This is a genomic window from Collinsella sp. AM28-11LB (genome assembly GCF_003469895.1).
In the GTDB taxonomy this organism is placed as follows: Bacteria; Actinomycetota; Coriobacteriia; order Coriobacteriales; family Coriobacteriaceae; genus Collinsella.
In genome coordinates this window covers 90788-114867 of sequence record NZ_QSKJ01000004.1, presented here as the reverse complement: position 1 = coordinate 114867, position 24080 = coordinate 90788, and the positions used below count along the sequence as shown (strand labels likewise).

The 24080-nt window shown below is 62.3% G+C and carries 13 protein-coding genes; 3 read left to right on the top strand and 10 right to left on the bottom strand.

The window, feature by feature from the left end; translation table 11 throughout:
- Nucleotides 1–79: 79 nt before the first annotated feature.
- From DW732_RS04200 to DW732_RS04170, 7 genes are all read right to left on the bottom strand, one after another.
- Nucleotides 80–2065: a hypothetical protein gene (locus tag DW732_RS04200; RefSeq protein ID WP_118098884.1), complete on the bottom strand. Its 1986-nt coding sequence runs from the start codon at nt 2063–2065 to the stop codon at nt 80–82.
- Nucleotides 2066–2182: 117 nt separating this feature from the next.
- A complete protein-coding gene (locus DW732_RS04195) occupies nt 2183–2545 on the bottom strand; it encodes a desulfoferrodoxin family protein (protein ID WP_117734444.1) in 363 nt (120 codons plus the stop codon).
- A 165-nt stretch (nt 2546–2710) separates the two neighbouring features.
- Nucleotides 2711–6184, bottom strand: coding sequence for a DEAD/DEAH box helicase (locus DW732_RS04190; RefSeq protein WP_118098883.1), 3474 nt, complete (start codon nt 6182–6184; stop codon nt 2711–2713).
- Between the two features lie 161 nt (nt 6185–6345).
- Nucleotides 6346–10149 carry a DNA polymerase III subunit alpha gene (dnaE, locus tag DW732_RS04185; RefSeq protein ID WP_118098882.1) on the bottom strand — a complete coding sequence of 1268 codons (3804 nt, stop codon included), beginning with the start codon at nt 10147–10149 and terminating at the stop codon, nt 6346–6348.
- 262 nt (nt 10150–10411) lie between these two features.
- Nucleotides 10412–14044: a UvrD-helicase domain-containing protein gene (locus DW732_RS04180; protein WP_118098881.1), complete on the bottom strand. Its 3633-nt coding sequence runs from the start codon at nt 14042–14044 to the stop codon at nt 10412–10414.
- A gap of 3 nt (nt 14045–14047) precedes the next feature.
- Nucleotides 14048–17197 (bottom strand): PD-(D/E)XK nuclease family protein, encoded by a 3150-nt coding sequence (locus DW732_RS04175; protein WP_118098880.1) that lies wholly within the window; start codon nt 17195–17197, stop codon nt 14048–14050.
- Between the two features lie 184 nt (nt 17198–17381).
- Nucleotides 17382–17681 (bottom strand): YerC/YecD family TrpR-related protein, encoded by a 300-nt coding sequence (locus DW732_RS04170; protein ID WP_022094855.1) that lies wholly within the window; start codon nt 17679–17681, stop codon nt 17382–17384.
- Between the two features lie 324 nt (nt 17682–18005).
- Here DW732_RS04170 and DW732_RS04165 point away from each other — a divergent pair, with 324 nt between their 5' ends.
- Nucleotides 18006–18371 (top strand): phage holin family protein, encoded by a 366-nt coding sequence (locus tag DW732_RS04165; protein ID WP_117734439.1) that lies wholly within the window; start codon nt 18006–18008, stop codon nt 18369–18371.
- Between the two features lie 137 nt (nt 18372–18508).
- Here DW732_RS04165 and DW732_RS04160 read toward each other — a convergent pair whose 3' ends face one another.
- Nucleotides 18509–18937 carry an Rrf2 family transcriptional regulator gene (locus tag DW732_RS04160; protein ID WP_117743021.1) on the bottom strand — a complete coding sequence of 143 codons (429 nt, stop codon included), beginning with the start codon at nt 18935–18937 and terminating at the stop codon, nt 18509–18511.
- Nucleotides 18938–19189: 252 nt separating this feature from the next.
- Here DW732_RS04160 and cysK point away from each other — a divergent pair, with 252 nt between their 5' ends.
- Nucleotides 19190–20128: a cysteine synthase A gene (cysK, locus tag DW732_RS04155; protein ID WP_118098879.1), complete on the top strand. Its 939-nt coding sequence runs from the start codon at nt 19190–19192 to the stop codon at nt 20126–20128.
- A 57-nt stretch (nt 20129–20185) separates the two neighbouring features.
- Entirely contained in the window at nt 20186–21409 is a 1224-nt protein-coding gene (gene mnmA / locus DW732_RS04150) for a tRNA 2-thiouridine(34) synthase MnmA (RefSeq protein ID WP_255413412.1), read from the top strand.
- 8 nt (nt 21410–21417) lie between these two features.
- Here mnmA and DW732_RS04145 read toward each other — a convergent pair whose 3' ends face one another.
- Together DW732_RS04145 and DW732_RS04140 are read right to left on the bottom strand one after the other, a co-directional pair.
- The gene (locus DW732_RS04145) at nt 21418–22791 is read right to left on the bottom strand and encodes a DNA-binding protein (protein ID WP_118098877.1); all 1374 of its coding nucleotides are present in this window, start codon (nt 22789–22791) and stop codon (nt 21418–21420) included.
- A gap of 138 nt (nt 22792–22929) precedes the next feature.
- Nucleotides 22930–23949, bottom strand: coding sequence for a M42 family metallopeptidase (locus DW732_RS04140; RefSeq protein ID WP_118098918.1), 1020 nt, complete (start codon nt 23947–23949; stop codon nt 22930–22932).
- Nucleotides 23950–24080: the final 131 nt, after the last annotated feature.

Sequence of the window (24080 nt, the reverse complement as noted above, 5' to 3'; positions counted from 1 at the left end):
ACGTCTGTTCTAGAATAACACAACGGGGTCAAGATGCTTAGTTGAAGTATCGGGGTTGGGAGCGAATCCCATCCCCAGTTTAGTTCTGCGAGAAGAATGGGAACTGTCGGGGATCAACCGGCGGATGCGGCATCGGGCCACCCTGGGGACCACCTTGCGAGCCGCCCTGACCGCCCATCATCTTATCGATGGCGTCCTGAACCTCGCCCTCGAACTTCTTCATTCCCTCGTGCAAACGACGCTGACCGCCCTCAGAGCGCAGCTCCTCCATCTGCTCGGGCGAAATACCCAGTAGCTCGCCCAGTATGCCCATCATCTCGCCGCGCATACGCTCACTCGTATCCTCGTCAGCAAAACGGCGCACCTCGGCGCACGCCAGCGAATCGACCGACATACGCTCCTTGCCGTTAAGCCCCAGGTCGGACCACGCGAGCATGTACGGCCAAGAGCGCTCGGCAAACGAGCGGGACGAGACGATCGGTGCCGTCGGCAACATGCGGCGGGCAGCCTCACCCTGTCGAACGAGCATCAGCAGCAGCGAGCAGGCCTCAGGCTTGCCAGCGGCCATCGGGATGTCGTCGAAAGATCGATTGCGGTCCACGTGCGCCTCGAGCGCACCATCGACCTCACCCGGCTCAAGCCCGCCGAGCAACTGTGCCGCGCGGTCGAGCATATCGACCGGACCGTCAAGCGTCGAGAGCGCCTGCGCCAGCACTCGCTCCATACAATCTTCCACCGCATTGAGCGTCACGAGCTCTTGGGGCACCACGGCAGACGTGCGGTTGCGCACACGCGCCACAAACTCAAGCGTCGACAGGTACACATCGCCAAAAGGCGCGTAATCGCCCTGATAGCCGCCGCAAAGCGCCGGCGCCGCCAGCGCGTACTCGGTCTTGGAAAGCGGGCTCAGCGCCATCGCACCCAGCTCGAGCGCCGTGTCCTCCAGCATGAGGCCCAGCGTGCGCGAGCGCAGGCGCTCGGCATCGCCCGCCGACACGTCGCGATCGAGCACACGCGCCGCATCCGGTGCATCGCGCTCGACAGTGCGAATGTGCAGACGCTCGGCGATGGCGCGGACGGCGGCACAGCGGGCAGCCTCCACCTCCTCCTGCGCCGGCGTAAAAATACGGTTGCGCCCCAGCACCAGGCCAATCACATTACGCGGGCCCAGAGCGTCGACGGCCAGCGCCGCCAGCAGGGACGACGGCAAGTCACCCTCGAGTGCCAGCACAGCACGCGACGCACCGTGGGCTCGGGCGTTGTCGCGCACGGCGAGCACCAGCGCCTGCCACAGCCACTCCTCGGAACGGAACTCGGGCAGTTCGTGATCTTCCAGGGCATCGAGCATCACGCCGCGCTGAATCTCCTGAACCAGCAGGCTCTCCTCAAAACACGGCGCCTGGGCCACCACGCGACCGCAGTCGTCGAGCACAAACGAACCGCCGGTATACACCGACTCGTCATAGGCACCGACCGGCGCCATGCAGGCAAACCACACGCTGCGCTTGGATGCGATCTTGCGGTAGGCGCCGCTACGAACGGCGGCAATGGCAGCAGTCTCGCGGTCGGTCATGTCAAACGCGTTGAATTGGAAATACGCAATGAGGTCGACGCCAGTCGGCAGCATCTCGAGTTCGCGGTCCAAGTCAAAAATCACGGCGATGCGCACGCCGTCCACGTCGAACACCGGCGGCGCCCAACGTGTATCGTTGTTCTCGCCACGCTGCAGGGCAATGCTCGAACGCGCCGGCACCACATGACCGTCCTTAAGCATCATGTAGTCGAGCAGCGGCTGGCCCTCAAACGAAACCGCCGCGGGCACGATGCAGATCATATCGAGCTCTTGGATACGCCCGGCAACACCGGTCAGACCCGTCAGCACGTCGTGCTCAAAGTCGGCAGCGCCCACCAGGCCGCCGGGCAGGGCTCCCATAAAGAGCGGAGCTGGCACGCACAGCACGCGCGCGCCGCGCTCATGAGCCAGGCGCGCCTGGTCCTCGATGCGACCGCAAATGCCCTCAATATCACCCAGGCGCATATCGATCTGTGCAAGTGCGAGCTTCATGGCTCAGCCCTTTCCGTCGTAAACCATCGTTGTCGTAGTAAAAGCGCCGGCCGCATGATGCAGTCGGCGCTCGCATGTGCATATGCTAGCTATGATACCCCGAGCGGGGGCGCGCTCCTAGAACGTCGCGGACCACAGCCCATGCAGGTTGCAATAGGCATAGACGGTACCGGTCTTGGAGCCGCCGGCAAAAAACGTCGCGGGCTTCATGCCGGGCTCAAGGTAATGGACCTCCAGGCGGCCTTCGGCCTCAAGGGCAATCCACTCGATGTAGTGCTCGGGCAGCATGGGGTGCTCCGTCGAGCCAACGCGTGCGCGAATCACGTGACCGTCACGCTCGGTCTCGACGACGGGCACGTGCTTCTCGTGCGCCGCGTCCTCGGTGTTCGCGGTCAGCTCCGTGCAGCCGGCAGGGGTTGCAACGTCGTTGCCGAGAGCGGCGATGAGCTTACCGTCGGGGTCCTTAAAGAATTTCGCCATGATGTTCTCCTTTGCTGATGTGCCAATATTCCTGATGGTTCTTATGCCCAAATGCAGACAAACCATCCACGGCATAGCAAATGAACACATAACGGATCAGGCAAGCGGTCGGGCCAAAATGCGTCGACCGTCCTGCCCACTCCAGCAGTCCCACCCCGCGCGCAGCTAGCGCCCGTCGCCGCCGAGCAGTGTCAGAACATCTTCGCGGGTAAACAGCGCCGACGAGATGCCGTCGCCGCCGAGCACGCTGTTGACCAGATCGCGCTTGGACTCCTGCATCTGCATAATGCGTTCCTCGATCGTGTCCTTGGCGATGAGCTTGTACACGGTCACGGTGTGTTGCTGGCCAATACGATGCGCGCGGTCGGTCGCCTGATCCTGTGCGGCCACGTTCCACCACGGGTCGTAGTGAATGACCACGTCGGCCGCCGTCAGGTTAAGGCCCACGCCGCCCGCCTTGAGCGAAATCAAAAAGACCGGAACCTCGCCCGCTTGGAACTGTGCGACCATCTTGGCGCGGCTCTCCTTAGACGAAGCGCCCGTGAGCTTAAGGAAAGCGATGTCCTCCTTGGCCAAGCGCTTACCGATGATATCGAGCATGCCCGTAAACTGGCTGAACAACAGGATGCGATGCCCGCCGTCGAGGGCGCCGTACACGAGCTCCATGCACGTATCGAGTTTGGCGCTCCCCGCCTTGTAATCCTCGTAGTGTAGACGCGGGTCGCAGCAGATCTGGCGCAGCTTGGTAAGCTCGGCGAGCACCTTGAGCTTGTCTTTCTTAAACTCGGATGCTTCGCGATGCTGCACCTGCTGGGCGATGCGGTCCTGGTTGGCCAGGTAGAGCTTGCGCTGCTCGCCGGTGAGCTGCGCCATGACCGTATCCTCGATCTTCTCGGGCAGGTCGGCCACCACGTCTTCCTTTACGCGACGCAGCACAAACGGCGATACGAGCGCCTGCAGGCGGGCGGCGCTGTCGCCCTCGGCATGCTCGACGGGACTCTCAAAGCGCTTGGCAAACGACTCGCGCGTGCCCAGCAGGCCCGGCATCAAAAAGTCGAAGATGCTCCAGAGCTCGGATAGGCGATTTTCGATGGGCGTGCCCGTCAGGGCAAAGCGCACGCCGGCCGGCAGGCGCTTTGCGGCGCGTGCCACCTGGGTGAGCGGGTTTTTAATGTACTGGGCCTCGTCGAGCACCACGCGGGCAAAATCCTGCCCGGCGTACTCGTCGATATCGCGGCGCATAAGGTCATACGACGTCACGACCACGTTATGCTCTGCCACGCCGGCAATCTGCACGCGGCGCTGCGCCTTGGCGCCCACGATGGCGCACACATCGAGCGAGGGCGCAAAGCGCTCCAGCTCGGCAGTCCAGTTGTACACGAGTGAGGCCGGGCATACCACGAGCGTGGGCTTGGTGTCCCCCGCCTCCACGCGCGCCAGGATATGCGCGATCATCTGGAGCGTTTTGCCCAGGCCCATGTCGTCGGCCAAGATGCCGCCGAGGCCCAGGTGTTCGAGCGAGCCGAGCCACTGATAGCCGTCGACCTGATAGCCGCGCAGCGTGGCCTTGAGCGAGGCGGGCACCGTAAAGTCCATCTTGCCGAGCGTGTCCAGGCGCTCGACGGTACGACGGAACGCGGCGTCGCGATCGGCCTCGAGCGCCGGCGTGTGCGCAAGCATGCTATCGACAAACAGGGTACTCGACGCGGGAAGCGACACACCGTCGAGCAGGTCGACAGCATCGACACCCAGGTCCTCGGCGAGGCCAAACGCGGCTCGGGCTCCCTCGTCCAGGCGAATGATGTCGCCGGACGTAAGGCGCGCAAACGTTTGATGACGCTTGTACGAATCGAGATAGACGGCAAGGTCTGCCGCCGAAAGCCCGCTCGCGCCCAACTCGACGTCGAGCAAGTTGCTCTTAACGGTGGCGCGCACCGAAAGTTTGGGTGCAGGGCGCACCGAGATCTGGCGCAGGCGGTCGCTGAGCATAACCTCGCCCAACTCGGACAGGGCAGACAGGCCCTCGGTCAGCAAGTGGAACAGGCTCTCGTCATCGCGCTCCTCAAACGCCAGGCCGCCCTCGTAGAAATCGAAGTACAGGGCCGCCGTGTCCATAACGCGAAACTCCGCCACCTCGTCGCGCGGCGGAACGCCCGGGCGCCGCTCTTCGAAGGGGCTGCCCGGAGCGCCCAGGCTAAAGAGATCTGCCGACCAGTCGCCGTAGGTAACCGTAATTATGCAGGTCACGAGCCCATCGTCGACGCCAATCTCAAAATGGAAGCTCGCCTCGGGTGCCACGGCATCAAGGGCGGCGGGAGCGGTCAGGTCGGTGTAGTCGCGCAAGATCGGCAGCGCCATGCGGCAGAACTCGCCCACCTGGTCGGCGGCGATATGGGCCGGCGTGCGGCAGGGCAACAAGCGCGACAGGAACGACGCCGCGTGTTGGGCAAACGCCGCGTCGGTACGGCGCGCGCGGCGTGTGTCGACCAGGTAGGCAACGTTGTCCGAGGCGAAGCAATACATATCGGCCGGCAGGCGCAGGTCATAGCTACCTCCCGCCGCCGGAGCAATCTTTGCGGCGAGGAGCGGTGGGCGGCAAGTCGGGGCTTCGTCCTCTCCCTGCGGCGATGGCTCGACCGCCACCTCGTAGGAGCGATGCGTCGTCGTCCCCCGCGACCAGGCAGGCTCAAAGGAAATGGTCCTACCGCGCAGCAGGTCCAGCACGGACACGATGGAATACTCGGATAGCGGCAACTGACGCTCGGCGACAAAACCGCTGCGGGCAAAGTCGTACGACGCCGAGCGCGAACTCGTGATGTCGCTCAGGTAGGCAACCGTCATCGTGACAAGGTCGAGCAACTTTGTCGACACGTCTTCGAAGGCTTCGGGCGTATGGACAAACGTGAGCTTCTTGCCGTACGAGAACGTGCCGCCTCGGACATAGGCGTCGGCCATGCCGTCGATATCCTTAACCACGTAGGACACCGAACCGCAGCGGATGCGAAACTCGAGCGCCCAGCTAAAGCGCTCGCCAAACAGCGGATTGTAGTACGGCACCAACGAGGGCTCCAGCACCGCTTTGGGAGCATCGGGATCAATGGCGCCGGCGAGCTTGCGACGCATGACCACGAGCTCGTCCATGCGCGCTTCCGACAGATCGGAGAGCGCCGCCATAAGGCTCGGGCTCGTGGGAACGGGCGCCGGGAAGGGAAAGTTTGGGTTGACCGCGGATGCGGTGGGCGCGGGGCGGGCGGACTGCTTGGATTGTGCGGGCGGTACCGTAGTCGTGCGAACCGGCGTGCGCAAGCCCTCGACGGGCTCGGCGCCACTGGCATCCAGATACGCCAACGCCGTGGCGATAGCGTGTTTGCACATGCCGGAATAGCGAAAGGCGGCCGGGCAATCGCAGTCGTAGTCGACAACCTCGCGCTCGTCCATGTCGAGCGCGACGTGCGTCTTGTACAGGTCGCCGCGCGAGCCGCGCACCGAGCCCTCGACCGTCACGTTTTTGGAGAAGCGCGAGCCGCTGTCCTCGATTGACAGCACGGCACCGTTGAGCATGAGCGAACGCCCCTTCATAAAGGTGCCGCTCAACGCCGCCTCTTTGCGAAGCGCCTGCACAAACGTCCCCTGTGCCATCACTTCCTCCAATCCACACAGGGTAGCTAATTTGGGACGGGGCTATTTTAGCTACCCCCATATGTCGGTTGAGACGCATTCCGACCCCGACTCATTCGCCGTCAGTCAAAGGGTAGCTAAAATAGCCCCGTCCCAAATTAGCTACCCCGGCAAAGGCACCCCTAGATAACCGTCACGCGGCCTTGGTTGCCAACGATGGCCTTGGCCTCGGCCAGCAGCGGAATCGAGCGTGCGTTAACCTTGGCCGGCACCTCGGCACGCAGCACGCGCCCGTCGACTTGCTCGATAAAGATCTCTACGCGGTCGCCGCCCGGGTTGGTAGTGAGCACCGTGGCAAGACGCGCCATATTGCCTTGGCTAAAGCGGCTGTTGGGCACCATGACCTCAAACACCCTGGGCTTGTTGTTCTCCTCGTTAAGCTCCAGCGGCACGATCTCCTGCGCGATAATCTGATCGCCGCGGTCCGAGCGTTCGAGCTTGCCCTTAATGCGAACAAACGCATCGGACAGCTGTGCGCCGGTCTCGGGATCGACCTCGCCGTACAGATACCCCTCGGCCTCCTTGTAGGTCTTGGGGAACACCACGACCGTGGCCTCGCCTTCCATGTCCTCGAGCTGCACAATGCCCATGGGGTCGCCGTTTTTGGTCACGCGCTTGGACACGCTCGAGACCATACCGGCCCACCACAGCGCCTTGCCCTCGGGAATCTCCTGGTTGATGGTACCGCCCGTGGGGTTTTGCACCTCGTAGCCGGTGTCGATCTGCGAGAACGAGAAGTCGCGTGCTTTGCTAAGTGCATACTCAAACGGACGCAGCGGGTGGTCCGAAACATAGATGCCCAGAACTTCCTTCTCCTGGCTCAGCTTAAGATGGCGGTCCCACTCCTGGCCATCCGGATCGGGCACGCTCACCTCAAAGCCCGAGCCCTCAACGTCGCCAAACATATCGAAAAACGACGTCTGGCCGCTCGCGCGATCCTTCTGGCGCTTCACCGCGGCATCGATGATGTTCTCGGGGTTGTTCTTGTCCACAAAGTGCATCATCTGGCGACGCGGATACCCCGTGGAGTCGAAGGCGCCTGCCTTGATCAGGGATTCGATCACGCGGCGGTTGGCCTGGCTCGAGTCCACGCGCTCGACAAAGTCGTGCAGCGTCTTAAACGGACCGCCCGCCTCGCGCTCAGCGATAATCGCCTGCGCCACGCCGGTGCCCACGCCGCGGATGCCGGCCAGACCAAAGCGCACGCCCTCCTTGGTAGCCGTGAACTCGGTGCCGGACTCGTTGACATCTGGCGACAGCACGGGGATGCCGTCGTGACGGCATGCCGAGACGTAGTGCACGATCTTGTCGGTCTTGCCCGTATAGGACGTCAGAACGGCCGCCATGTACTCGTGCGGATAGTGCGCCTTGAGCCACGCCGTCTGCATAACCAGAATGGCGTAGCCGGCGGAGTGCGACTTGTTGAAGGCGTAGGACGCGAACTCGAGAACATCGTCCCAAATCTTCTGGGCGACCTCGCGCGTGTAGTTGTTCTTGACAGCGCCGTTCATCCAGTGGTCGTAGGTGGTCTCGTCCGAGCCATCCTCCCAGTGGAGCACCGTCGACGTGAGCAGCTTGATCTTTTTCTTAGCCACGGGCTTACGGATACGCGAGTCCGATTCGCCCTTGGAGAAGCCGCACATCTCGACGGAGATGAGCATGACCTGCTCCTGGTAGACCATGGTGCCGTAGGTTTCGCCCAGAATGTCGTCCAGACGGTCGTCGTAGGAGACGGCCGGCTCCTTGCCGTTCATACGGTTGATGTAGGACGACACCATGCCGGCGCCCAGCGGGCCCGGGCGGTACAGGGCGATCAATGCCACGACGTGCTTGTACTCGGTGGGCTTCATGTTCTTGATCGTGGCCGTCATGCCGGCGGACTCGACCTGGAAGACGCCGGCGGTGTGACCGGAGCCCATGAGCTTAAAGATCTCGGGGTCGTCAAAGGGAATCTCCTCCTCTTTGATGTCGATGCCGAAGTTCTTTTTGATGTTTGCCTTGGCCTTGGAGATAACCGTCAGCGTGCGCAGGCCCAGGAAGTCCATCTTGAGCAGGCCCATGTCGGCGACGGTATGGCCCTCGTACTGGGTAATCTCGACGCCGCCCTTGGTATCGAGCTTGGTGGGCACGTGCTCGTTGACGGGGTCGCGGCAGATCAGAACGGCGCACGCGTGCACGCCCTCGCCACGGGTGAGGCCCTCGATCGAGAGCGCCGTGTCGATGATGCGGCGGGCGTCGTCGTCCTTTTTATATGCCTCGGCAAAATCGGGGTTAAACAGATCCTCTTTGCCGGGTTGCTTTTCGAGCACCTGCTTGAGCTTGACCTTGGGGTCGCTCGAGACCATCTTGGACAGGCGCTGGCCCATATAGACCGGGTAGTCCAGAACGCGTGCGGCGTCGTTGATGGCCTGCTTGGCCTTAATGGTCGAGTAGGTGATGACGTGGGTGACCTTCTCGGGACTGTAGAGCTGGCGAACGTGCTCCACGACCTCGAGGCGCCGCTCATCGTCGAAGTCCATATCGATATCGGGCATCTCGGTACGCTGCGGGGACAGGAACCTCTCGAACATCAGACCGTTCTCGAGCGGGTCGAACGCGGTGATGTTCATGGCGTAGGCGACGATAGCGCCGGCGGCCGAGCCACGGCCGGGACCGACGCCGATACCGTTGTCCTTGGCCCATTGCACGTACTCAGCAACGATCAAGAAGTAGGCGGCAAAGCCCTTGTCGCAAATGACCTTGTATTCGTACTCAAAGCGCTCTTTGATGTTGACGCCGCCGATCTCGCGCGTGGCCCAGTCATCGCCGTAGTGCTGGCGCAGGCCCTTCTCGCACTCGCGGCGGAACTGGCTCTCGTGCGTCTCGCCGGGATCGAGCAGCGGGAAGCGCGGCAGGATGATAGAGTCCCAGTCCAGCTCCACGTAGCACTTGTCAGCGATCTCGAGCGTGTTGTCGCAGGCCTCGGGGCAATACGGGAACATCGCCCGCATCTCCTCCTCGGTCTTCATATAGAACTCCGAGCCGGTCATGCGCATGCGGTTGGGGTCGTCGACCTTGGCGTTCATACCGATGCACATGATGACGTCCTGCACGGGCGCGTCCTCGCGGCGCAGGTAGTGGAAGTCGTTGGTGGCGATGACCTTGACACCCACCTGCTTGGCAATATCGATGAGCGTGCGGTCCATCTGCTCGTCAGTCAGGCCGTTGTCGGTGGTAATGCCGTGTTCCTGAATCTCGATATAGAAGTCGCCGGGGTCGAAGGTATCGCGGAAGGTCTCGGCCCACTTGATGGCGCCTTCCATGTCGCCGCGGTCGATGTACTTGGGGATGATGCCCGCGATGCAGGCGCTGGTGCAGATCATGCCCTTGGCATGGCGGCGCAGATTGTCGAGCGTCACGCGCGGCTTGTAGTAAAAGCCCTGCACGGCGGCCTCGGAGACCGTCTGCATCAGGTTGACGTAGCCCTCTTGGTCCTTGGCCAAAAGGATCATGTGGTAGAGCTCGGGCTTATGGTCGCGGGCGAGCGTCTCGTCCGGCGTAAAGTAGACCTCGCAGCCAAAGATGGGCTTGATAACCAGAGGCGGCTTGAGCTCGTCGATATTGCCCTTCTCGTCCCACATGGCCATGTCCTTCACATACTGGGCATGCTCGCGCGGGTTTTCCTCGGGATCGGGCTCCACCAGCTCGTCGCGGCGGTCCTTTTCCAAGAAGGCCTTGTCGTGGCTCCAGGTTTTGTACTCGGGCGTGTTGTGGTTGACGGCGTCGCAGGCCAGCGCCAGGTCGGGCACGCCATACATGTAGCCGTGGTCGGTAATGGCCACGGCGGGCATGCCAAGCTCAACGGCACGGTTGACCATATCCTGGATACGGGTTGCGCCGTCGAGCATGGAGAAAACAGTGTGGTTGTGCAGATGGACGAATGCCATGTGATGAGCTCCGATGCGGGTTCGTGTTCTGACTGAACGATTTTACCGCACGGCACGGACAGCACCCGAACCTAGCCAAACCCACACGGGTAGCTAATTTGGGACGGGGCTATTTTAGCTACCCCCATATGTCGGTTGAAACGCATTCCGACCCCGACTCATTCGCCGTCAGTCAAAGGGTAGCTAAAATAGCCCCGTCCCAAATTAGCTACCCCTGAGCTGCGGTGGAATCGGGAAGGATTCCACCGCACGCTGTTGAGGGCTAAAGATTGTAGGTGACTACTTGAGGTTCGGCGGGTTCGACGAAGATGGTTGGATCCGGCTGTTCCACGCGAACGAACTTGACGGTCACGGCCTCAAAGCCCGCCTTGTGCAACACATCGGCGTAGACGCGCGCCTGCAGGGCGTGCTTCTCCTGCAGCTGTTCCGGCGTCTCATCCGGTGTGCCGCCCGTCTTGTAGTCGATGACCAGCGCGCGTGACGAATCCGCCGGGTTCGTTGCCAACGCATCGATGGCGCCCTCGGCATACGTGCCGTAGCGGGCAATGTCCTCGTCCTCGCAGCCCAGCGAGAAGAACGGTACCTCGGCACGGACGCACGGCCAGGCAAGCAGCTCGGCACGGACCGCCGACCTGAGCCAGCGATTCAGGGCAATGTCAAAACGCTCGCGCTGCTCCGGCGTCAGGCACCACAGGCGCGCCAGCGCATCGGCGCGCGCGGCGGGCAGTTCATTGGCGCCCATCTCGATGAGCCACTGGCAGGCAGCATGGAACGCCGAGCCCAGCGCCATGGGGTTGCCGGCGGGCTCAACGGCGGCCACGTCTGCATCCGTCATCTCGGAACCATCCGACTCCGCATCATCGCCAGCCTCGTCCATGGGCACATGCGCCTCGGCGGCACGGTCCTCGGACTCGTCATGCAACGCCGCGGCAATTGACGAGTAGCTGTACGAATCGCGCGCCGGATACGGGCATGTGCCCATGCGCACGCCCACCGCCTGGGGATACACGAGCTCAAACGAATCGGGCTCGGGGTCGGCAGGACCGGGAACGGCGGCGCGGGCATCTGCACCGGCACCCTCCGCCTCCGCATCGCCGCGGACAAGCCTGCCCTCGGCATCCAGCGAAGCGTTGGCCTCAAACGCCTGCTCGCCAAACGTAAAGTCCGCCAGCGAGATGAGCTCGTAGTCGCCCGGCTGGGAGTTGTCGAACACCAAACGGTCGGCATCGAGCTGCGGCAAGGCCTGTGCGTCGGTCGGCAAAATACGGCGCAGCACGTCGTAGGTCAGATCGGTCTCAACGTCGAAGGTCGGCGCCGCCACCTTGCCACGGCTCACGCCGGCATCCATCGCCAAGATCACCAACTCGCGCGCTCGCGTCATGGCAACATAGAGTAAGCGAGCCCGCTCCTCGAGCGAAAGCTGCAGGTCGTCGTTACGCAGGCGGGCAAATGCCTCGGCGGGAGAGCCCGTCGCGCAAACGTCCTCCATAAGCTCCGGCGACAACCACAGCGACGTGCCCTTGCCCTTAAACGCGTGCTCAAACTGTTTTTTGACGTCGTCGCCCTTTACGAACGTGCCGTCCGCGAGTTTAACGCCGTCGAAGCGTGCCGGTAGCGCCACAACCTGCGCACCGCCATCGACGCGACCCATCTGTGCCACACCCGAGGACTTACGCACGCCAAAGCACTCCGCAACCGCCACAACCGGATACTCCAGACCCTTGGACGCATGCACGGTCATGATGCGCACCGCGCCGTCGCCCTCCTCGTTCAGCGCGCCCGGCGCCTCCTTGCCCGCCAGGAAGAGATCGAAGGCAAGCGCGATGGAGCGCGGCGAGTTGCCGAACTCGGCCTCCGCCTCGGCCACGGCGTCGAGCGCCTTGAGCACGTTGGCAGCAATGGCCTTGCCCTCGGGGCCGCGCTGCGCCAGACGCACGAACCAGCCGGAAGCATTGACCACGTCGCGCGCGATCGCCGCGAACGAATCACGTCCCACGCGGCGCAGTGCATAGCGCAGCACCTCGCGGGCGCGCGTCACCAGTGGCAAGCCCTGCAAGCCGGGCACATCGGAATCGCTCATGATGCCCGCATCGATGTTGCGGCGCGACGTCTCCCCCGTCTGCTCGTCCAGCTTGGTCGCCAGCGCCAGGAATTCCTGGGCGCCGAGCGCAAACATCGGCGAGGCCAGCAACGGCATGAGGCCCTGCGCGGTATCGGCCGGGTTGGCAAGTGCGCAGACCAGGGCACGCACCGTCTGCACCTCGGCTGCCTGGGCAAAGACCGAGCCGCCCGCGATAACGCAGTCGAGTCCCTGGTCGCGGAAAGCCCGGGCATAAACGTCGGCATTGGTCATGCGCCCCAGCAGTAGCACCATACTGCCCTGGGGCTGGCCCGCTTTAACGAGCGCTTGGAACCGCCCCGCAATCGCACGAGCTTTCGCCTGCGTTCGCTCCTGGGTGCTGCCGCCGGCAACGAACAGCGCTTGGCGGCGCGAAGCCTTTGCCTTGAGCTTGTCCTCGCGATCGTCACTCGGCTCAAGATCCAAGAATCCCTGCATCAAACCACCGGTATCGCCGTCAAAGACGCGTGCCACATAGCGCAGCACCTCGTCGTGGCTGCGGAAGTTGCGCACGAGCTTGACGAGCTCGCCGGCAGGGGCATCGGATGCGACGGAGGTCTCAGGCGCAGCAGACAGGCCCACCTTGCGCTCCTGGCGGCGAAACACCTCGACCTCGGCGCCGCGGAAGCGATAGATCGACTGCTGCGCATCGCCCACCGTGCACAGCGCGCGCTCGCCCGCACCCGTCAAATAGCGAATCAGATCGACCTGCATCTGGTCGGTATCTTGGAACTCGTCGATCATGACCATCTTAAAGCGGCCCTCGTAGGCGGCTCGAATGGCGGGATAATCGCGCAGCGCCTCGTATGCCATGCGGAGCAGGTCGTTGTTATCGAGCGCGGACTGGTCAGCCTTGAGCGCGCGGTACTCCGCCTCCACAGCACGAGCAAGCCCCACCAGCGCATCGAGCGCCGGACCACCGCAGGCGAGCACGATATTGATAAACGCATCGGCAGCCTCCGCCTTGAGCAGCTCCACCTGTTCCTTGGGAAACGCCTTGCTCGCCCGAGGCATGGTGCACGACATCATGAGTCGCGCCGCATCCGCCATGGTCTTGCCGCTCGCCTCGAACGCATCGATGGCATCGAGTGCCACCTGCGCTTTCTCGGTCGCGGCCTTGCTTGCGCCCAGCGCCGCACGATAGGCATCGGCAAGGGCCGAAGTGTCGGCATGACCGTGTGCCACGCGCACGTCGTCCATGCCGCCCGGCAGCTGGCTCGAGAGCTCCAGCAGCTCGCGCACCAGGCCCTTGATGGTGGTGCCGGCGCCAAAAGGGCCGCCCTCGCCCGCCATGGGATACCAGGCGTAGAGGGCCTTGAGCGATGCCGCGAGCTCGGGGGCGGCATCGGGCGCCGTCGCGCGGGCCAGCACATGCTCAACAGCCTGATCCATAAGCTCGTCGGTATCGGTGAGTACCGTGAACTCGGGATCGATGCCCAGCTCCAACGCGTGTGCGCGCAGGATACGCGAGCACATGCCGTGAATGGTCGAGATCCATGCATCGTCGACGGTCAGGGCCTCCTCGTCCATGCCCTCGTCGATGAGCGCGCGGCGCACGCGGTCACGGATCTCGGCCGCGGCATCTTTGGTAAAGGTAATGGCGAGCACCTGGTCCAGATGCTCAACGAACGGACCGGATTCGGGCGAGAGCGCGTAGACGATGCGGCGCGTGAGGGTAAAGGTCTTGCCCGAACCGGCGCCCGCCGAGACAAACAACGGACGGTCGAGCGTTTTGACAATCTGCAGCTGTTGCGGCATCAAAGTCGAAAGATCCATGGTCTACACGTCCCTCCTTACAAACGTTCCTTCGTGGTTATACGAGCAGCGCGCATGCGCGGCCTGAGCCGACGTCGGGTCGACGGCGGCAACGTTGCCTGCCTCGAGCTCCCGCAGGCGCTCGGCGATGCCGGCCTCCACGCGATCGAGCAGGGCGTCGAAGTCCATGCTGCCACCCTCGCCGGGGAAACCTTTCTTGAGGCCTGGGATGCGACCGTCGCCGCGCTCTTCCTCGAGCAGCTCGGCGCTCGCGGCGCCGCGCAACGCCGGCTTGCCGCCCTTGGTCGAAAAGTAGAGTGCCGCGCGGGTGTCCAAATCCAGCGCCCGGCGCATGGCCTGCGCATAGATAAGCGTCTGGGTATGGGGCGGTAGCCACCGTGGGTCGTCGATGGCGGCCTCGCCCGATTCCTCGTCGCGCACCGTAGGGTCGGCGAGCTTAAACTCCTCGACACCTGTGCGGTGCTTATAGTCGATCACCACGGCACGATTCTCGGCATCCACGTCCACGCGGTCGATGCGCCCGCCAAGCGGCCAGCCGGCATACTCGACTTTGAGCTCGTTAAAGGCGAACTCCAGGTAACGCGGGACAAAGGGGGCGAGCGCCTCGGACTCGTAGGCAAGCACTCCCTCCAGCTGCGGCAGAATCTCGGCCACCTGGCGCTCCTCTACCGGAGAGAGCGGCACGAGCGGGCCCTCGTTGCCACGCTTGGAGGCATGCTCGACCAAGGTCTCGTCAAAGACCTCGCGCAGCAGCTCCTGCGCACGTGGCAGGTTCTCGGGCGTCACGCGCTCCATGCCCTCTTGAGGCAGGCGGGCATGCAAGTGCTCCAGCACGTCGTGGACAAAGTTACCCTTCTCCATGTTGCCAAAGCCCGCGTCGATGGACTGGGGCTTAACGCGATACGAGACGAACCAGCACAGCGGGCAGGTGGAATATGACTCGATCTGCGAGGCGGACGTCAGGCACGGCACAAGCGGCGCGTCCTCGCCCTCGCCGTCGCGACGACGCAGGACCAAATACGGAATGGCTTCATCGCTCAGATGCTGAGGAGCTTCGCAGGTCACGTGCTCGCGCCTAAGACCTTCGCCTGCCGCGGGATCGAAGTCCCTTACGATATCGCCCTCGCCCACACACTTCGCCTTGTCGACGCCTGCGGCCTTAGCGTCGTCAGCGGCCTTGTCGGCGTCAGCGGCCTTAGCATCGTTAGCGGCCTCGGCATGCGCCCGCAACTCGGTCCACACGGCCGCCGGATAGCACTCGCGCGCCTGACGATCGTGGGTCACACGGGCGAGCGTAACCGGACCACGCGACGCTTGCATCGCGCGGCCAAAGCGTGCGCGCAGCAAGGCCGCAGGCTCAAGCGTCACGCCCTCGCGACCGAGGCTCGCCGTCAGCGTGGCAAGCGGGCCCTCCTCGTGCGAGAGCGGATAGCTGTCCAGATCGACATCGGCAAACAGCACGGCATCGTAGCTGCCGGTTCGCAGAGCCGCCGCATCGGCAAGCGAAGTAAAGCGAACCTGGGCACGTGGCGCACGGTCAACCTCGTAGGTCTCGTAATCGTAAGCGGTACTGTGCTTGTCCACCTTGGTGCGAACGCCATCGAGCACAGGCACGGTCGCGGCCTGCGACACGTCGAGCGCGCGAGCATCGTTCATAAGGATGTCGATGACATGGCGCAGCAGGGCCACCTCCGCCTGGCGACGGGCTTGGCCATCCAAGCTGCCCAGCGAGCGATCGGGCAACGCCTCGGCGACGGCGAGCATTGCCTTGAGCGCCGTCACGGGTTTGTCGCGCCACAGCGCTTGGAACACGTCCGAGACCACGCATGGCACGTTCTTAAACCAGCTCTCATCACTGGCAGCCTTGCGCGCGCCCCTCACCTGGCCCTGCACGCTCTGCAGCAGGCTCTTGACGGCCGTGGTGGTCTTGCCGCGCGACAGGCGCATGTTCTTGTCGAAGGTGCGCGCGCTGGCGGCATCGGCACCCGAAAGCGGACTGTAAATCCAGTCGGTAAGCTCCGGCGCGGGCCACCACTCGGTCTTGGAGGCGGTGCCCTCGTCGGCGGCCTTCATGCGCTCGATCAGATTGGCGAGCGCCGTGAACTGCCTGCCCGCGATTGATTGGGAAAACGCCGTGAACTCAGTTGTCTCAGCAGCGATACGACGAGCCGCCAGACGAGAGGCGAGCTCACCGAACAGCTGGGGTGCCCGGGCAGAAACGACGAGCACGCGTGCGGGGTCGGCGTTCGTCGCGGCGCCGTCGGCCTCGGAACCCTGGCACGCTTTTACCAGATCATCAATTGCGTCCGCATAGACATGAGCACGGGCATGGGGGCCGGCGACCTCAATAAAGGCAGGCTGAGCGGCGGTCCCGCAAGCGGCATCAGACGCGCCGGCACCCTCCCCCAGCGGCGTGATCTCAAACAGCACACCGCGGGCATCAAATGCCGCGGCAAGCTCCTCGCGCATCGCCGCCTGCTCGCGGGCAAGCAGCACGACGACCTCTCCCCCGTTGTTTGCCACGGCGGACAGCAGCTCGAGCAAGCTATACGTAAATGACGTGACGCCGCGCACGCAAACGGCACGGGCGCACCCCGGCAGGTTATCGGCCAGGGCACCGGCCATAATGTCAGCCGCCTCGCAGGGCTCGATCATATTTCGACGGTCCAAACCACCCGCGTAGGCACGCAAAAGCTCGAAAACGCGGGCCTCGGCGTCGCTTTTGGGCTCGGGCTGAGCGGCGGCATCGCGGCAGCGTTCGTCGCCCGCCCCCGCCACGCCCGGCAACACATCGCGGGCCATACGCGCAAGCATGCGCACCGTGCCCTGGCTGCGCGAGAGCGGCTGCAGAGCAGCGTCGTCGCGGCGGTCGATCATGTCCGAGAACAGCATCTGGCACTGAAGGTTATCCACAAAGCTACGGCCATCGCCCATAAGCTCCCACAGCGAACGGAGCCACGACGAAGGGGTCTTGTAATCGATACCCAGTGAAACCCCAGCTTCCGCCGCATCATGACGGCACAGATCGAGCTCGGCAAACGTAGGCACCAGCAAAACGGCACGCCCGTGGCGGGCAACCAGGTCGGCGAGCAGCGCCGCCTCGGCATCGCTCAAATCCGCGCCGGCGTTGGTGGTATAGATTCGAACAGGCATGGTCCTCCACTCAAACCGTTCGCAATAATCAATGTATCCATCCTACCCGCCCAAGCGGACACATTGCCACCGCAGCTCCATCTTTTGGTACGAAGCAACCTGACCCCAACGCACCAGCCGATTGCGGGCATATAAAAACCGCCCCCGAAGGGACGGTTCTGCGCAATTCGTTTTTGTCGCTAGCCTACTCGCCATCCTCCAGCTTGATGAGGATCTTGCGGTAGCCGCCGTACTCGCCGTTCAGCGCCTTTGAAACGCGGCTCACCGTAGTGGACGAAGCGCCGGTGCGGGCTTGGACCTCGACATAGGGCTCACCCTCGTCCAGATAGCGCGCCACCTGCAAACGCTGAGAAAGATCACAAATCTCACGCGGCGTGCAGATATCGGTCAAAAACGCTTGGATATCTTTCTCGTCGTCCAAAAGGCTAAATGCGTGGACTAGCTGCTTGACATCAGGCTTGTCAAACATGTTCTCGATATTCATCGATCACCGCCAAACCCGCCAAAAGGCATCGAGGTTGATACTAACATCGGGCATCGTTCGCCCGTTCTATTCAATAGGGCAACGCCTGTGGCTTTTGCCCGTAGCAGTTTAGCACACCACCAAACTAAAGCGACAAGACTCTCTGCCAGCGGCACGTTTTTTAGGTCGAATGCCGTTTTGAAACCGAATGCGCACGTAAGCTCCACGAATATTTGAGACAATGGGCGCCCAAACACCGCGGCGCACCCGCGCAACCATCCAGGTCGCCGCCGCAAGCCGTTTCACGCGACGTCAGCAACCCCGGCGCAAGAAAGGATTCACGCCATGCGCTTTATGCTTAACTGGCTCTTCACCTCGATCGCCATCGCGATCGCCACGTTCCTCGTCCCCGGCATCCAACCCTTCGGCTTTGCCGAGGCCTGGGTCTGTTTCGCCTTCGTAGGACTGTTCCTCAATATCGTCGATTCGCTCGTCAAACCGTTCCTGACGGTCATCTCGCTGCCGCTCACCATCATTACGCTGGGCATTTTCCAGCTTGTCGTCAACAGCCTTATGCTCGAGCTCGCCAGCTACCTATCGGTGAATCTGCTGGGCGCGGGCATCTCCATCGCCAGCTTTGGATCGGCGTTTATGGGCAGCATCTTGGTATCCATCATGCGCAGCATTCTCGACAGCATCGCCAAGAACTAGAGCGAACCGATTCGGATCGCCACAACACGCCAAAATGAAGGCCGCCCATCGAAACGATGGACGGCCTTCTTCTTTATCGAGCCTCAGAGGGTAAAGAAATCTACCATTTCTACCCCGTCCCCAAATGGAAGGTGGAATCAAATCACGTAATCGTAGCCCTCGTTGGGGGCGACGAGCTGGTCGAGCGTCACGCCGTCGAGATAGTCGTTGATGAGCTTGTCCAGGTTCTTCCACACGCTGAGCGTGGGGCACTCGTCCGAACGCGAACAGCCCTTGCAGTCACCATCCAGGCAAGCAACTGGCGCCAGGCTACCCTCGGTCAGGCGCAGGATCTCGCCCACCGTGTACTGCTCGGGCGGGCGCGTGAGCACGTAGCCGCCGCCCTTGCCACGCATGCCCGAGAGCATGTTGGCGCGCACGAGCGTCGCCAAGATGTTCTCGAGATATTTCTCGGAAATCCCCTGTCGCGCCGCGATTTCTTTGAGCGGGATGCGGCCGGCCGCCTGGTGCTCGGCCAGATCGACCATAACGCGCAGGGCATATCTGCCCTTAGTAGAAACCAACATGTATAGTGCTGCCTTTCGGTCATTTAATCCGTAGAAATTCTAGCCGAAAAGTTGGTTTTGAAAATACCCGTTCCGGTCAAGATGGTTAATCGACTCGTAATAATCTTCTATTTCCTATTGCATTACTAGGCTTTAGTGCCTAGTATGCTTCCCAACAGCTAAACGAACAACCTATAAGGTTTATGGGTTTAGCTGCACACGCACCGTGAAACCACACGGCAACCAGCAACTTGAACACTTTGGAGGTTCACCATGAGCAAGGTTTACACGTCTATCGATCAGCTTATCGGCCACACCCCGCTTTTGGAGCTTACCCACTTTGAGGCCGACGAGGACCTCAAGGCCCGCGTGCTCGTCAAGCTCGAGTACTTCAACCCCGCCGGCTCCGTCAAAGACCGTGTCGCCAAAAACATGATTGACGAGGCCGAGAAGGCCGGCAAGCTCGTGCGCGGCGGCGACTACACCATCATCGAGCCCACGAGCGGCAACACCGGCGTCGGCATCGCCTCCGTGGCGGCGGCTCGCGGCTACAAGGTGATTATCACCATGCCCGAGACCATGTCCGTCGAGCGCCGCAAGCTTATGCAGGCATATGGCGCAAAGCTTGTGCTCACCGACGGCTCCAAGGGCATGAAGGGCGCCATCGCCAAAGCCGAGGAGCTGCAGAAGGAGACCCCCAACAGCATTATCGCCGGCCAGTTTGTGAACCCCGCCAACCCTGCCATCCACAAGGCCACGACCGGCCCCGAGATCTGGGACGACACCGACGGCAAGATCGACATCTTCGTCGCCGGCGTTGGCACCGGCGGCACCGTGACCGGCGTGGGCGAGTTCCTCAAAGAGCAGAACCCCGAGATTAAGATCGTCGCCGTCGAGCCCGCCACTTCCCCGGTGCTCTCTAAGGGCCAGGCAGGCCCGCACAAGATCCAGGGCATCGGCGCCGGCTTTGTGCCCGACGTCCTCGACACCCAGGTCTACGACGAAATCATCCCCGTCGAGAACGACGACGCCTTTGCCACCGGCCGCGCCGTGGGCCACAAGGAGGGCGTGCTCGTGGGCATTTCGTCCGGCGCCGCCGTGTGGGCTGCGCTGCAGCTGGCCAAGCGCCCCGAGAACGAGGGCAAGACCATCGTGGCGCTGCTCGCCGACACCGGCGAGCGCTACCTGTCCACGGCGCTCTTCCAGGACTAGGGTCTGTGCCCATAGGTTGAGCCCAGGACGAACCGGCCTCCTCTCTCTCCCGGCAGTCTGAGCCAATCCCAACAGGGTGTCCCACGAGACGTCCGAACTTGCTACAATGTCTGCGGCGCGGAACCAGCCTCCCGCGCCGCTTTTCTTTTTTGGCCACATGCCACCAAGGAGAACCTCCCCATGCACAATAAGCGCGTGCTCGTCGCCATGAGCGGCGGCGTCGATTCCAGCGTGACTGCGTATCTGCTCAAAAGTCAGGGTTACGAATGCGTCGGTGCCACCATGCGCCTCACCTGCCCCGCACCCGATCCTGTCACGGGCGTGAGTAAAGTCGACCGCGACATCGCTGACGCGAAGGCCGTCGCCGAGCGCCTGGGGATACCCCACCATGTGCTCGACCTGCAGCAGACCTTCGACCGCAATGTTATCGAGCGCTTCGTGACCGCCTACCAGGAGGGGTTGACGCCCAACCCGTGCATCATCTGCAACCGCCATATTAAGTTTGGCGCGCTGCTCGATGCGGCGCTGGATATGGGCTGCGACTACATCGCCACGGGCCATTACGCCAAAACAAGCCAGGCGGCAGACAGCACCTGGCAGCTACATCGCGGCGAAGATCCCAAAAAGGACCAGAGCTACTTTTTGTATTCGCTTACGCAGGAGCGCCTGGCACGCACAATCTTTCCGCTGGCAGGGCTGGACAAGGAGCGCGACGTACGCCGCATTGCCGCCGAGCAGGGCTTCATCAACGCCAAGAAGGCCGAGAGCGAGGACATCTGCTTTATCCCGGACGGCGACTACGCGGGCTATATCGAGCGCCGCTGCGGACATGCCGCTGCACCGGGCGACATTGTGTGGCGCGACGGCAGCGTGGTCGGACGCCATAACGGCGCGCTGCGCTACACCATCGGCCAGCGCAAAGGCCTGGGTGTCGCGATGGCGCATCCGGTGTATGTAACGGGCGTCGACGCCGCCAGCAACACCGTGCATCTGGGCGAAGCCGAGGACCTAACCGCCTCGGCGCTAACTGCCGATGAGTGGATCTGGAGCGCCCCTGCCGACCGCATGGAGGCAGAGCTCAATGCCGGCGGCATTCGTGTGGGCGCCAAGTACCGCTACCGTCAAAAGGATCAGACGGCGACCCTCACGCGCGGCACAGACGGGCAAATGCTGCTGACTTTTGACGAGCCACAGCGAGCCATCGCCCCCGGCCAAGCCGTTGTAGTCTACCGCGGCGACATCGTCCTGGGCGGCGGCACCGTTACGGCAGCCATCAGGTAGCCGCGGGATTATCGCCGCACGTGTCGAAGCACTTCAACAGCGGCACTAACCTCGATTACGCGACGCTCGAGGCCGCGGCAAATGGCCTCGAGTCGATCCTCCGCCGTCGCCCATTCGCTCTGCGAAAGAATCTCGATTGCCTCATCAACAAATCCGTTGAGCCGCGATGAATCGAACCAATCGAGCGAGTCCGCAAGCGCCAGCTGGACGAAAGGGTCGGGCCCAAACGGCTTAGCGGAAAACCCAAACTCCCCAGCTGAGAGCACGGCAGTTGGCACGTTATACCACAGACAGTTGCCGCTATCGAACAGCGGTGCAGGTTTTATCTCCAGGGTGTCGACATTGCGGATGATGCCGAAGTTTCGCCAATGGCGATCGCTGTTGGCCAAAAGGGCATCGCAAATGATCATCTGCGACATAGACCTTCTCACGGCAGCCTCGTCTGCTCCATGCTTACCAAGGAAGCGGCAGTACCGGTCGTACGTCGAGTTTCCTCGCTGACCGCCAAGAGCGTTCTTAACGTAAACAGCCGGAACATATTCCTCGCGGCCGTCAAGAAAGTCGTCGCACAAACACACAGGGCCATCGAACATCCGCTCAACCGCATAGGGAACAAACTCACCCTCTGACAGCAAGCGACGATGTAGAGCCGTTGCAACCGCCTCGTTAAAGGGACGTTGATCGTCCATGCCGCACCCCTTGACCAGGACGCGAACACCGTTGCGAATCATCCACGATTTAGGAAGCTCGCCCTCGGATGTGTTGTCGGGATTTTTAAGACCGATGCCTTCCAGCCAACCCGAACGCCCCTCGGGCGCCGATCGCTCAAATTCGTTCTCAAAGTAATTGATGTTTCGCCATTCGAGCCCGTCGCAATCGGTCGGCCGCAGCCAATAGCAATCCGAAAGCGAGAGGCCCAGGCACTGAACCGGCACCTCAGCGCCGTTGACGATCCCTAACTCTCGGTAGCGCGAGATAAGCCCGGGGCGAACATCGGGTACCGACCGATGCCCCCACCACGCGTTGAGCTCCCGCTTATTCACCGTTGGAGAAGAGCTCGAGCATGTGCCAAACGGCATTCGTTGCGCATCGAGGACCTCGGCGATTTCGAAGGGAAACTCGCGCGTCGGATCAAATGAGACATGCGCGACCTCATGGTCGGCCGACATCAGCGTAAACTTGCGTCCCACATCGGCTGCAGGACGGCGCCCTCGTTTGCGGACCTTTTGATAGGCGATCGCAGAATTGTACTCGATCATCTTCCGGCCGCCCACAATATCGCACGCGAGCGTTCCCGATGCGGCAAGTTGAGATATGCGGGCTTTCGTAACGCCCAACAGGCGGGCAGCATCACCCATAGACAAGTACTCAGACGTATCCATACACCGCATCACCTCGTTAAGTAATTTACACGTTTAGTTAATAGATTACAGACATCATAATACTAAACGACCCAAAGCGAAAAAAGGCCCGAGAAATCGGGCCTTAGCGATTGGTCAGCCGAGTCGCAAGCTGCTCCCCTAGCGCTGAACGTAGGCGCGAACGAGCTCGTAGGTATTGCGCACGCCGTCGATGTGGCTGCGCTCGTAGTTGTGGCTCGCGTACACGCCGGGACCGATCAGGCCGTGGCGGATGTCGTAACCAGCCGAAAGCGTAGCCTCGACGTCGGAGCCGTAGTGCGGGTACACGTCGATGGCGTAATCGAGCTCCAGCTCGCGCGCGATATTGGACAGCGTGGTAACCAGATCGTAGTTGTAGGGGCCACCCGAATCCTTGGCGCAAATCGAAACCATGCGCTCGGTGCAGCCCAGGTCGTCGCCCACGCAGCCCATGTCCACGCTGATCATCTCGCGCGTGTCAGCCGGCACAAAGGCACCGCCGTGGCCGACCTCCTCGTACACGGTAAAGAGCAGCGACACCTTGCGCGAAAGCGTCACTTCGCCGCCAGCAACGGCGCGGGCCAGACCCAGCAGAATCGACGCGGATAGCTTGTCATCTAGGAAGCGGCTCTTGATGTAGCCACTCTCCGTCACCGTCGTGCGAGGATCCATAGCGATGATGTCACCGGTCTGAATACCCAGCTCGAGCACGTCGTCTTTGCTGTCGACATTCTCGTCGAGCAAGATCTCCATGTTCTTCTCGACGGTCTTGACCGGTTCATCGGCCACATGCGCCGAAGGCTCGGTATTGAGGACCACACCCGTGTACACATTGCCGTCACGCGTGTAGACGGTGCAGTTCTCGCCATCGGCCGTAGACCACTGATGCCCGCCTAGCGTCGTGGGACGCAGGCGACCATTGTCCTTAATGGAGCGCACCATGGCGCCCAGGGTATCGACATGGCTCGCCAGTACGAGCGGCTCACCCTCGCCACCAAGCTCAACGAGCACGTTACCCTTATTAGAACGCTCAGGCCCAAACCCCATATCGCGCAGGGTCTCCATCAGATAATCAGTAGCCGCACGAGTAAACCCCGTAGGCGAAGCAATCGAGGTAAGCGCCTTCAACTGGTCAGTAATATAGGAGAGCGTAGAATCCATCTTGGACACCAAAGCCACCCTTTCATATCGAATTAAACCCACAGCAACGATACCACCACGCACAATTATTTACCTAACGAGACAACCCATCGAGCTCCCCAGAACTGCGCCCGCCACGATAAGCAGACATA